Below are 12,661 nucleotides of genomic sequence, written 5' to 3'. Positions count from 1 at the left end.
TTTCTAAATTTTCATGCGTTCAAGTTCGCGTTTCTGATCCTTCTTTTTAATGCTTTCCCGCTTATCATATATTTTCTTTCCTTTCGCCAGGGCGATTTCCAGTTTGGCTAGTCCTCTGCTGTTGATATAGATCCGAACAGGTACAATAGTCAATCCTTTTTCTTCTGTCTTTGATTTGAACTTTTCGAGCTCCCTCTTTTTCAATAGTAGTTTTCGGTCACGCGTCATCTCATGACTTTCAAAACTGGCTTGGGAGTAGGGAGAAATATTCATGCCTTTAATGTAAAGCTCATTTTTTTTGAAATAGCAATATGCTTCCTGTATGCTGGCTTTTCCTTCTCGTAAGGATTTGACCTCAGTTCCCTTCAGCATAATGCCGGCCTCCACTTTTTCCACAAATTCAAATTCATAGCTCGCCTTGCGATTTTTTATTTGAATATCGTTAGAAAACCTGTTCTTATCCTTAGTCATAGTTTAAATATATAATAGAGTCATCAAAATGGCATACGAGGCAGTGGGCTATCGGTTAGCTCACCAAATGCTTCATGTTCATAAAGTAAGTGCCCACTGATCGCAATCATACCTGCATTGTCAGTACAATATTGAAAGTCTGGTATGAATATGTCCCAACCATTTATTTCAGCTTCCTGTTCCAAAAATTGTCTCAAGCCGCTATTGGCAGAAACACCACCTGCTATCGCGATCTGTTTGATGTCCTCTTGTTTAGCGGCTTTCACAAGCTTATCCATCAGCATGTTGATCAAAGTATGCTGAATGCTTGCTGCCAGGTCATTCAGATTTTGCTTAATGAAATTTTCATCTCTTTGAACCTGCTTTCTTAGAAAATAGAGAATGGACGTTTTTATGCCACTAAATGAATAATCGAGATCGGGCATTTCCGATTGTGAAAACTGAAATTTGCTAGGGTCACCTTCTTTTGAAAGCTTATCAATCATGGGACCTCCTGGGTAAGGTAAACCTAATAGCTTGGCAGCTTTGTCAAAAGCCTCACCTACAGCGTCATCTTGCGTCTGTCCCAGAATGATCATATCAGTAGCACCATTGACCCGAAGAATCTGTGTATGTCCCCCACTCACTGTCAGACAGATAAATGGATAGGAGGGCTTTGGATCATCGATAAAATGGGCTAAGACGTGAGCCTTCATGTGATGAACAGGGATAAGTGGTATATCCAATGATGCAGCCATGGATTTAGCAAAGCTGGATCCAATCAATAGGGCTCCCAACAGCCCAGGCCCTCTTGTATAAGCAATCCCATCCAGGTCTTTTACGTTTATATCAGCGTGAGTGAGCACATGATCAACAACTGGCACGATATTTCTTTGATGTTCCCGTGAGGCAAGTTCGGGCACTACACCTCCGTACTGCTCATGAATTGCTTGGCTCGCAATTTCATTATTGATTACTTTGCCGTTGATACAGACAGATGCTGAAGTTTCGTCGCAAGAAGACTCGATACCTAGAATAACCGCCACCGCTTTTTTTTGAAGGCCAAGATAACGATAACGCAAGTTCGCAGGGTACTCTGGAAGATTATTTCAGGGGTTTTCTTCTATTCATTAATGTTTTTACTGCTAGTAATGCTTCTGTTGCAGCTTCGGCCAGTGCAGACCTTCCTGGCTCAAAAAGTGCTGGAGGGGGTGTCGGAAAAGACCGATCATGAAATTTCACTAAGCAGAGTAAAGATATCCTGGCTGGATCGTGCCTCTTTAGAGGATATACTCATAAAGGATCTGAAAAAAGATACGTTAATATATTCAAGAAGCCTTTCGATTAATTATAAAATATCTGACCTGATCAACGGGAATTATTTAAATGTAGAGGAGATCCAATCACAAGGGTTACGGCTAAAGCTGGTTAAATATCATAGAGAGAGTAAGCTCAATCTTTCACAATTTTTGGATGCCTTAAAGAAAGATACGGTTAAAAAGGAGTCCAAGCCACTTTACATTGATCAAATTACCCTTTCCAATCTTCACCTGAGTTTGCAGGATAAAAGCAAACAACTAAGTCCAAATAAGTTAGATTTTGCAAATCTCAACTTCAGTATTCCCGATTTTGCAGTCAGTCAATTGGCCGTAGAATCAGATACCATATCTGGGAATATTTTTGAAATGACGGGTGTGGAACACAACTCGAATTTTACGATAACTGAGTTTGCTACCAAGTTTAAGTTTAGCAATCAAGCAATTAGTATCGATGATTTGGAGTTTCGAACCCCCACAAGTCACATCACTGATAGTCTGGAATTTTTTTATAATGGACTTGATGATTTTGGCAGCTTCGTTGACAGTGTGTCCTTTATACTTCATTTCAAAGAATCCAAAATATCACAAAAGGACATTAAGATAGTCACCGGTCAGGATCAGGTCAAGGCGGATATTACCATTGATGGAATCATATGGGGTACTGTGGGTGATTTCAATATTGAGGAGACGAGATTTGGTTATGGTGATTCGTATTTTATAGGAGGGGTCAGTTGTTTTGGATTACCAGATATCTCACAAACTTTCGTTCTAGCCGATCTAACAGATTCTCACGTTTTACCAAGGGACCTGAGACCTTACATTGGTGAGTATGCAGATAATCTGGAACAGATGGGTAAAATTGATTTCACTGGAAGTTTTGCCGGATTTCTGAAAGATTTTGTCGCACGCGGTGACTTTATTACCAATCAGGGTTCAGTACACACAGATATCAACCTAAAAATTCCTCAAGACCCCAATCAGATGTCTTATAGAGGCAACCTTGAGTTTAAAGATGTGAACGTTGGTGCATTCTTAAAAAACGATATTCTTCAACGAGTGAACTTGAAAGCATCAATCAATGGAAAAGGGATAACACCAGATAACGCAGACTTTGAGTTAAAGGCATTGATCTATCAAAGTGGTCTCAAGGGCTATGTTTATGATACCATCGAAGCTGAAGGAAAGTTTGCTAAAAACTTTTTTGAGGGTGATTTTGGAATTCACGATCCTAATTGTGACCTGTTAGGTAAGGCCCAGGTTGATTTCAGAGAAGAAGTTGAGATTTTGGACGTAGAAATGGATGTCAAGGAATTTAATCCGAAAGAATTGAATCTTACCGCCAGCCCCATTTCGTCCTATGGAAAAATTCAGGTGAATGTAGTGGATCTCGATCTGGACAATTTTGTTGGGAAACTCAAAATTGATTCCGGGCTTCTAGCATTGAATGGAAAACAGGTGGTGTTGGATTCAATAAGGTTTAGTGCTGATTATGAAGCAGATAGTGCTCGACTAGTCAAGGTGGCTTTTCCAGGATTTCAGTCTCAATTGAAGGGGAAATTCAAAATTTCTGATTTGATCAAGGATGTGCCAGTGATGGCATCTGGGTATGCGCAAAAGTTACAATTGACAAAGGATACCTTGGAAACACAGAAGGTAGGAAGTGGAGCAGACTACAAGGTTACTTTCAATGCTTCAGTAGATAATATTTCAAGCTATCTGGATTCTCTAAAACTACCTGTGTCTATTGGTGGGAAAACCACAATAGAGTCATCTTTTAGACAAAGCAAGAATGTGAATATTTCCCTTTTTGTGGAGTTAGATACCCTTTTTGTTGGAGATAACACTTTTCATCGTCCCATACTCGAAATTTTTGGTTCCAAAGAACTGGATGATTCAGGGGTACTAACAAGTTTTTTGTTTCAATCTGAAAAACAGGAAGTCCCTGGAATGCCGGATACCCAAGGTCTAATGCTTGAAGGTGTTTGGTATGACAAGAATATCGACTTAACTACACTAATAGAGCAACCGGAAACTGGAAGTAATATTCGATTAGAAAGTGCAATTAAGCTATACTCAGATTCGCTTACATTAAAGATGCTTCCATCCGATATTAAGCTTCTTGACGATAACTGGACGTTTAATCCAACAAATCAAATAGTGATCACAAGGAGAAAAACCACTATTTCCAACCTGGAGATTTATGATTCAAGTGAATCCATATCTGTTCAAGGCGTATATGCTGATTCCATCCCCACTTCCATACAGGTTTTTACAGAAGATCTAAATATGAATAAGGCAAGCCTGTTCTCAGGAGAGACTGTTGGAGGCTTTCTGAATGGTAATTTCAGGGTATTTCGTCAAAGTAGTACTGAGCCATTCAAATTTGATGGAGGTTTCTTACTTAAGAATCTTCAATATGGATCGCTGGAAGTAGGAGATGTGAGCGGATCCTCCCGATGGAACCCATCGGACAAGAGTGTTTATACCAAAGTGGAAGTAGAACGAAAAAATGTGAATGCGATCCAGATAGAAGGGTTTTATTATCCAACTTTAGCCACCAATCAGCTTGATTTTGACGTCAAATTTGATGATGCTGAATTGAAAATGGGTGAACCATTTTTACAGGAAAATTTTGATGAAATAGAAGGAAAAGCGGGTGGATCTCTAAAAATATCAGGTACAGTGGACAGTCCTAAAGTAGTAGGTAATTGCAATATTCAAAATGGAGGCGTAACAATCAAATATTTGAATACGCATTATAAGTTCGATGGTCGAATTGATTTTGATCCAGCTCAGATTCGATTAGTCAATTTTGACCTGGTTGATCGAAAAGGGTCGAATGCTATTGTTACAGGATACATCAGTCATCAATCATTTAGCAATCTTGTGACAAACATGACCATTCGTGCTAACAATTTTGAATTTCTGAACACGACCTCTATAGATAACAATCTGTATTATGGCTCTGCTTACGGAACTGGCACCATTGATGTGACGGGTCCATTAAATGACCTGAATATCAAAGCCAATATTACCACAGAGGCCGATACGAGATTCTTCGTACCCATATCAGAAGGAACAAATGTAGGACAAGAGGAATACATTTCATTTGTTGATTTTCAAGATACCACTAGAATAGTTGAAGAGGATGACTTTAATATCTCAGGTCTTACATTGGATTTTGATATTGAAGTGACACCAGATGCCTATTGTGAGCTGATATTTGATATTAAGACAGGAGATATCATTCGTGGAAGAGGGCGAGGTAACTTGAAATTACGACTGGATACGGATGGGGAGTTCAACATGTTTGGTCCTCTTGAAATCACTGAAGGAGCTTACAATTTCACTGTTCCCAATCTGCTAAACAAAGAATTTGGAGTTGTTCCGGGAAGTCGCATTACCTGGTATGGTGATCCTTATAATGCGACATTAGACCTGGATGCTACCTATCTTCAGCGAGCCTCTTTTGAAGGACTTAAGAACCCTGCAGAGCAGGATCCGACCCTACTCGCAAATAAAGTACCGATTCTAGTGATTCTGAGAATTCAGGGAGGAATGCTTTCTCCTGACATTGATTTTGACCTTGAACTTCAAAATGAGTCAGATGCAAATCAGGATAATATTCCTTTGCTTTCTCAGATTACAAGTGATGAACAAGAATTAAAACGTCAGGTAATTAGTTTGCTCTTTCTTAAGCGATTTTCACCACGTCAAAGCTTTACACTTAGTGGCGGTGGAAGTGTAGGTAATAGTGTGAGTGAGTTTCTATCAAGTCAGGTTAGCTACCTGGTTAGTCAGATTGACGAAAACTTAGAGGTTGAGGTGAATCTTGCTGATTTAAATAGTGATGCTTTTAATACATTTCAATTGCGATTCGCTTATACCTTTTTAGATGGTCGCTTAAAGGTGACTCGTGGTGGAGATTTTGGTAGTCAGAATGATCAGAACGATAATGTGCTCAACGATATCGTAGGTGATTGGTCTGTAGAATATAGCTTAACCAAAGACGGAAGACTCAGAGCTAAAGTCTTCAGGACTACTGATCAGCGAATTCAAATTAACGACAATCAGCAAAACCAGGAAACAGGCATCAGTTTGCGCTTTGTACACTCTTTTAACGATTTAACAGAGTTATTGACCATGAAGCGAAATGAGGCTATACTAAGGAGAAAAGACGAAAGCGATGATGACCTGGAGGCTGCTAATGATGAAACCAAAGACTCCACAAAGTAGTTTTGTAGCCAGTTCTGAGGGTAATTCAATTGGAATAGTTATCTTTTTAGAAGATAAATCCTAAACACCATGAATTACAGAAAATTTAGTCAAAGCTACGCCAAAGAAATCGGAGGTGAATTTCGTGAATACGATGAAAACCAATCCGTTATTATTGTCCCTTTAAAACGTGGAAGATTTCAGACAGTCACAGGACATATTGTTGAGCATGCTGGCTATAATAGGGAAGTAGTTCATTTGAAATCAAAGGTGTGCGAGCTTTCGTATGACATACCATTTGATGAGTGTTTGGCAGCTTCAAAGGATTATCCGTACACCAAGTTTATCATTGAGGATGGCTTCCTTAAAGTAGAAGCAATCAATTTCCTTGTGAATCTGAAGGATCAGATGGTTAAGGAAATGATTCAGGAAATTGCCCAACATGCGGATGATTGGGAATTAAAGATCACTGGTAAGGATATTCATTAATATTTTTGCAACGCAAGCCGACCCATCGTACAGGCGTTACAGCCTGTAAGGAAAGTCCGGGCAGCATAGAGTAGCGTGCTTCTTAATCAGAAGCGTGCTGACGGTTACACGTCAGTATAGAGATAGTGCCACAGAAAACAGACTACCTGTCTTTGATAGGAAAAGGTGAAAAGGTGAGGTAAGAGCTCACCGGGCTGATGGTGACATTGGTTGCATGGCAAACCTCACGCGCTGAAAGACCAAATAGGTTCTACGCTGAGAGTTACTCGCTCGAGTGGAATTGGGTAGGTTGATAGACCTTGTCGGTGACGACAAGGCCAGATAAATGATGGGATAGAACAGAACCCGGCTTACTGGCTTGCTTTTTGTATAAGTAGCTTCAAATCTTGATATATGGCTAAAATTCTTGTTGTTGATGATGAAAAGAGTATCAGAGATGCTCTTAGCGACATTCTTTCTGAAGAAAAATATGATGTTCTGACCGCAGAAGATGGTGAATCTGGTTGGACCAAGCTGGAAGATGAAAAAATAGATCTCGTGCTCTGCGATATTAAAATGCCTAAAATGGATGGTATGGAACTGTTGAGCAAAGCTTCAGAGGAGGGGATAGAGGTACCTTTTGTAATGATTTCTGCCCATGGCACCATAGACACTGCAGTGGAAGCCACAAAGAAGGGAGCCTATGATTTCATTCAGAAACCGCCGGATTTAAATCGGATTTTGCTGACTGTTCGTAATGCGCTGGAAAGCTCTAAACTTTCGACAGAAACTAAAGTGCTTAGAAAGAAGGTGAGCAAAGGACTGGAGATCATTGGTGAGTCAAAAGGAATTACAGAGGTAAAAGAAACCATCGAGAAGGTAGCTCCAACAGAGGCGCGAGTGCTGATAACTGGAGAGAATGGAACAGGCAAGGAATTAGTTGCCAGGTGGCTTCACGAAAAAAGTGCTCGTTCAAAGGCTCCATTGGTAGAAGTGAATTGTGCTGCTATTCCCTCAGAGCTAATAGAAAGTGAATTGTTTGGCCATGAAAAAGGCTCCTTCACCTCGGCACATAAGCAACGAATTGGAAAATTTGAACAAGCGCACGGTGGTACCCTCTTTTTGGATGAGATAGGGGATATGAGTCTTTCCGCCCAGGCGAAAGTCTTAAGGGCTTTGCAGGATAAGAAGATATCTCGAGTGGGAGGAGATAAGTCAATAAACGTGGATGTGAGGGTATTAGCTGCAACAAATAAAAATCTGAAAAAGGAGATAGAGGAAGGAAATTTCAGGGAGGACCTTTATCACAGGTTGAGTGTAATGGTGATCACTGTCCCGCCACTTAGGGAGCGAAAAGAGGATATTGGATTGCTCACTGATCATTTTCTGGATCAGGTTGCTGCCGATTATGGCACAGCCAAGAAATCTATAGATAAGGACGCAATTACCCAGCTAGAGGGATACGACTGGACTGGGAATATTCGGGAATTGAGAAATGTAGTCGAGCGATTGGTAATCATGTCTCAGGACACGATTACAAAGAGCGATGTAAAGAAGTACGTAGAAGCTTAAGCGTTTGCTTGCTCTGTTTTCACTTCTTTGGTGTCTTCCTGAGCATAAGTAGGACATGTTCTTTGAGTACATGCACTCATTGCCAAGATTATTACAGCTAGTATGGTAAGTTTCAATTTCATAAGCGGTTTAATTCGATGAGCAAGCTAATTTTATTACTAACCCTTCAAAAATAGAAGAAATAATCTTCTAAACAACAGCGATTTCGTTAAAATATTTCATTCTTTTCGCTAAATCAGCAAGTTACATCCACGAATGTCGCTATTATCAAAACGACCAAGAACTTCAAAAGATTCCCGATTATTCTTTCCCAGATCTTTAGTCTCAATAAAACAGCACGTATCAATGTTTGCCAGGTCTATTACATTAATGCCTCCGGTCTTACCTTCGGGCAAATAGGTGAAGGGATCGTTAATATCTCTGATTAGACACATTGCCCAGGATGGAAATGAAAAATCCCCATCTCTGCCGTAAGCCTGGCTTTGTAATTCCGTCATCCCGTATTCCGACCAGATATGATCTACTCCAAATCCAAGCTTTAAATTTGAATGAAATTCGCTGCGTGTCATTTCTTTTCTTCTTCCTTTCATACCTCCGGTCTCCACGATTATGGCATTGTTTGTTTTAGGGTCTTTTTCTGCCAGATCAAGAAGTGCATAAGACACTCCGATAATTAGCTTTTTATGGTCATTATTGAGTATGTGATCTACATGCTCCTCTAAAAAATATCCAGAATCTGGATTGCTGAATTGCATGAAGTAATCCACCATGCTAATGAGGGATGAGTCGCCCTGTTCTTGATATGATGGTAGAATGGCAACAATTATAAATTCGCTAAGTGAACCGAAAATCGCTTCGAAGTTTGATTTCGCGCTTTGATGATAGTGGGACAGGTCTTTGATAAAATGTTGGCTCCTGCCAGAGGCAGTTGTACCGCTGCTTTTAAAAATTTTCGTTTCATTCCATTCACCACTTTTTACAGCATGATTTTTGAAGCACTCAATCGGAAGAAATGGTATTTCATTTAAATGATTAACATTTTTAGGTGTTCTTTTGAGGTGATTGCAATATTCATGATATATCTGGCAATTTGAATATTGATATTCAAAAGCAGCCAATGAACTATCCTGAAATGTTTCTTCGTTTATTTCAAATATCCTATGCTTGAATTCTTCAGCAAAACTCATAGGTTTGTCTCATTAGGGGCAATGTAGATTATTTTTGTTCTCATCATATGAAAAGACTCCTCAAAAGTATTTGGTTTATTTCGGTATTGGTACTGACACTATCAGGGTGTTTTGAAAAAGATGTATTTCCAGATACCCCAAGAATCGCTTTTGAGGATATCGTATTTTATGATGGAGCCAATACTGATTCACTGATATTATCATTCTCTTTTGAGGATGGAAATGGCGATATAGGAATTAATGAAGGTTCAGATATTTTACCGCCATTTCATGAATTTGATGTCTACATAGATTCACGAGATACTGTGGTTACTGAGGCAAATCTAAATGAGGTGGTGCCTCCAGTCTACCTTGCTCCTTTAATTACTCAAAACTTTGTGCCAATTGGCATTTCTGGAAATTCATTGATTGTTGATCCTTCAGAAAATGATTACCCGGTCTTGGTATTTAATCGGGAGCATTTTTCTGATGATGTCTCGGATATACCTTTCGAATGTCCGGGTTTGGCTAATCAGGATCAAACGTTCCTGAATAATACTACTATTACCTCATATGATTTTGGCGAAAACTCAAGAATTGTTCCTACCACAGGTGCGCAAGTAATAAATACTACCATTCCTGTACGAAGAGTTGAGTCTCACTACAATTTCATTATTGAATTTCAAAAGAAGGTGGGGGAAAACTATGTTCCGCTAAACTATCAGAATATTTTCGGCACTGAACTGTGCGATATTGGGATATTCAACGGGAGAATTCCACTCTACGATCCTGAAGGAAAGAGTGGCACTATTACCTACTCGATTCAGTCAGTAATACTGAGATTAGCTTTTCTTGATGATGTTATCAGAGCAAAGTTTTACATATACGATAGAGCCGGGAATAAAAGTAATGAAGTATTTACTCCCGACTTTGTGTTATCTGATATCACTCAGTAAAGCTGCGGATAGCTTTCTGGATTAGCCTCTGACATCAACGCATACACCCTGTCAAATACATCCTCTACATTAGGTTTAGAGAAGTAATCCCCATCACTGCCATATGCAGGTCTGTGGTTCTTTCCAGTGATTGTTGATGGTTTGGAGTCTAAGTGGAAGTAGCCATTGTCTCTTTCCAGAATCTGTTGCAGAATAAACGCTGAAGCACCACCTTCTACATCCTCATCAACTACAACCAGTCTGTTCGTTTTCTCTAGTGATTGTACAATCATTTGAGGTCTGTCGAAAGGAATAAGTGTTTGTGCGTCAATTACTTCAGCTTCAATGCCTTCTTCAGCCAACTGGTTAGCAGCTTCCATCACAATTCGACAGGTAGATCCGTAAGTAACGATTGTAACATCACTACCTTCACGTAGGATTTCCGGTTCTCCAAGTGCAAGCTTGAATTCTGTTAAATTATCAGGTACTCTTTCCTTTAGACGATAGCCGTTCAGAGATTCGATTACTAATGCAGGATCATCCGATTGTAAAAGTGTATTGTAGAATCCGGCTGCCTGGGTCATGTTTCTTGGAGTAAGAACATATATTCCACGCAGTGCATGCAGAATCATTCCCATTGGAGATCCTGAGTGCCATACACCTTCTAATCTATGTCCTCTTGTTCGGATGATTAGTGGTGCCTTTTGTCCGCCATAGGTGCGGTATTGTAAGGTTGCCAAATCATCAGAAAGGGTTTGAATGGCATAGAGTAAATAATCCAGGTATTGAATTTCAGCAATAGGTCTTAGACCTCTGATCGCAGCACCAATACCCTGGCCAATAATAGTGGTCTCACGAATTCCTGTATCGGTTACTTTAAGCTCACCGTACTTTTCCTGAAGCCCAGCAAAACCTTGGTTTACATCACCAATTTTCCCCACATCTTCACCAAAAGCAAAAATTCTCGGATCGTTCTTGAGAAGATTATCAAAGCAAGCGTTCAATACCTCTCTTCCATCTACCAACTCGCTTGAGTCAGAGTAGGTGGCAGGTATGGTTTCAACGTTCAGTGCTGATTCTTCAGATTGACTGTAAAGCTTCGAATTGAATTGCTTTGAATAAAGGTTAGACTTCTCTTTCAGCCAATTCACCAATGTCTGCTTTTCAGCAGAATTTTCATTCTTTAGTAATCTTAATGTTTGCTTTGCAGAACGGATCACATTGGATTTTTCAGGATTCAGTTCTTTTCTTAAATCCCCAGCGATTTTGGAGATTTCATCTTTTTGAGTTGATGAAATACCAGCCTTTTCTATAAGGTTTAGCGCTTCTTCTACGTCTTTCTTTATGTCCTGGCTATAAGACTTCCATGCCTGATCTTTGGCTTGTTTTGCAGCTTGCTTTGCTTCCTTCTCCATTGCATCCAGCTCTTCAGCAGTAGCAAAGTTCTCACTCTCGATCCATTCGCGCATTTTTAAAATGCAATCATGCTCTTTTTCCCAGTTTAGTCTGTCCTTGGTTTTATATCTCTCATGAGAACCGGAGGTAGAGTGACCTTGCGGTTGAGTTACTTCTACCACATGGATAAGACATGGGATATGTTTTTTTCTAGAGGTTTCAACCGCTTTTTTATAGGTGTCCATAAGTGCCGGATAATCCCACGCTCTCACCTTAAAAATTTCAAATCCTGGCTTGTCCTTTGATCGTTGGAATCCGCTAAGTGCATCAGAAATGCTCTCTTTAATCGTGTGATATTTCTGTGGCACAGATATGCCATATTCGTCATCCCAAACGGACATCACCATCGGCACTTGCAGCACACCTGCGGCATTCATTGTTTCCCAAAAGTGACCTTCCGATGTGGATGCATTACCAATGGTTCCAAAGGCTACTTCGTTTCCCTTTATCGAGAAATCTTCAAACTCCTCAAGGCCTTTATTTTCTCTGTATAGTTTAGATGCGTAGGCAAGGCCTAACAACCGAGGCATTTGTCCTGCTGTTGGAGATATGTCTGCACTACTGTTTTTCTTGTCGGTTTGGGTTAACCATTCACCTTTTTCATTAAGGTAGCGAGTAGCAAAGTGCCCATTCATCATTCTTCCGGCAGAGGCAGGGTCAGCTTCAACGTCAGTGTGGGCATATAGCTGAGCGAAAAATTGCTCGGTATTGAGTTGTCCAATAGCCATCATAAAAGTCTGGTCGCGATAGTAACCCGATCGCCAGTCTCCATTTTGAAAATATTTGGCCATTGCAATCTGAGGCACCTCCTTACCGTCACCAAAAATTCCAAACTTCGCTTTCCCCATGAAAACTTCCTTTCGACCAATCAGGCTGGCTTCCCGGCTCTCAACAGCTAGTTTGTAATCGTTTAAAATTTCCTTTTTAGAAACTGGTAATTTGGTTTTACTTTTCGCCTCGCTCATAATGATGAATGTTTAAGAATCTATAACGATATGCCACTCTCAAAAGTAGGAAAAAATACGCACTTATGAAAGTTGAATTACCATATAAAACTATTGACAGGACATTTTGTTGAGCT

At 40.0% G+C, this 12,661-nt stretch carries 9 protein-coding genes and 1 other RNA gene; 5 read left to right on the top strand and 5 right to left on the bottom strand.

What is annotated here, in order from left to right; genetic code table 11:
• Positions 1–3: 3 nt before the first annotated feature.
• Together smpB and tsaD are read right to left on the bottom strand one after the other, a co-directional pair.
• Positions 4–471 carry an SsrA-binding protein SmpB gene (gene smpB, locus ACXAH9_RS16210; protein ID WP_474895898.1) on the bottom strand — a complete coding sequence of 156 codons (468 nt, stop codon included), beginning with the start codon at positions 469–471 and terminating at the stop codon, positions 4–6.
• Positions 472–494: 23 nt separating this feature from the next.
• Positions 495–1,496 carry a tRNA (adenosine(37)-N6)-threonylcarbamoyltransferase complex transferase subunit TsaD gene (tsaD, locus tag ACXAH9_RS16205; protein ID WP_474895897.1) on the bottom strand — a complete coding sequence of 334 codons (1,002 nt, stop codon included), beginning with the start codon at positions 1,494–1,496 and terminating at the stop codon, positions 495–497.
• A 105-nt stretch (positions 1,497–1,601) separates the two neighbouring features.
• Between tsaD and ACXAH9_RS16200 the strand changes: the two genes are divergently transcribed.
• The 4 genes from ACXAH9_RS16200 to ACXAH9_RS16185 all read left to right on the top strand — a co-directional run bounded on the left by ACXAH9_RS16200 (position 1,602) and on the right by ACXAH9_RS16185 (position 8,024).
• Complete coding sequence (locus ACXAH9_RS16200; RefSeq protein WP_474895896.1) at positions 1,602–6,005, top strand: translocation/assembly module TamB domain-containing protein; 4,404 nt, start codon at positions 1,602–1,604, stop codon at positions 6,003–6,005.
• Between the two features lie 69 nt (positions 6,006–6,074).
• Positions 6,075–6,473 (top strand): hypothetical protein, encoded by a 399-nt coding sequence (locus ACXAH9_RS16195; RefSeq protein ID WP_474895895.1) that lies wholly within the window; start codon positions 6,075–6,077, stop codon positions 6,471–6,473.
• 9 nt (positions 6,474–6,482) lie between these two features.
• Positions 6,483–6,842, top strand: an RNA gene (gene rnpB / locus ACXAH9_RS16190) — RNase P RNA component class A.
• A 24-nt stretch (positions 6,843–6,866) separates the two neighbouring features.
• The gene (locus tag ACXAH9_RS16185; RefSeq protein WP_474895894.1) at positions 6,867–8,024 is read left to right on the top strand and encodes a sigma-54-dependent transcriptional regulator; all 1,158 of its coding nucleotides are present in this window, start codon (positions 6,867–6,869) and stop codon (positions 8,022–8,024) included.
• On the opposite strand, the gene ACXAH9_RS16180 is transcribed toward ACXAH9_RS16185, so the two are convergent.
• On the bottom strand, positions 8,021–8,146 hold the full coding sequence (locus tag ACXAH9_RS16180) for a hypothetical protein (RefSeq protein ID WP_349567567.1): 126 nt from the start codon (positions 8,144–8,146) through the stop codon (positions 8,021–8,023). The genes ACXAH9_RS16185 and ACXAH9_RS16180 overlap by 4 nt on opposite strands.
• A 108-nt stretch (positions 8,147–8,254) precedes the next feature.
• The gene (locus ACXAH9_RS16175; RefSeq protein WP_474895893.1) at positions 8,255–9,211 is read right to left on the bottom strand and encodes a LuxE/PaaK family acyltransferase; all 957 of its coding nucleotides are present in this window, start codon (positions 9,209–9,211) and stop codon (positions 8,255–8,257) included.
• A 47-nt stretch (positions 9,212–9,258) separates the two neighbouring features.
• Between ACXAH9_RS16175 and ACXAH9_RS16170 the strand changes: the two genes are divergently transcribed.
• The gene (locus tag ACXAH9_RS16170; RefSeq protein WP_474895892.1) at positions 9,259–10,146 is read left to right on the top strand and encodes a hypothetical protein; all 888 of its coding nucleotides are present in this window, start codon (positions 9,259–9,261) and stop codon (positions 10,144–10,146) included.
• Here the strand turns inward: ACXAH9_RS16170 and ACXAH9_RS16165 are convergent.
• The gene (locus tag ACXAH9_RS16165) at positions 10,140–12,545 is read right to left on the bottom strand and encodes an alpha-ketoacid dehydrogenase subunit alpha/beta (protein ID WP_474895891.1); all 2,406 of its coding nucleotides are present in this window, start codon (positions 12,543–12,545) and stop codon (positions 10,140–10,142) included. The genes ACXAH9_RS16170 and ACXAH9_RS16165 overlap by 7 nt on opposite strands.
• Positions 12,546–12,661 lie beyond the last annotated feature (116 nt).

Source organism: Ekhidna sp. ABH4_415 (assembly GCF_056161305.1).
The sequence above is the reverse complement of the archived record's forward strand: the minus strand, read 5'-3'. Positions and strand labels throughout refer to the sequence as shown.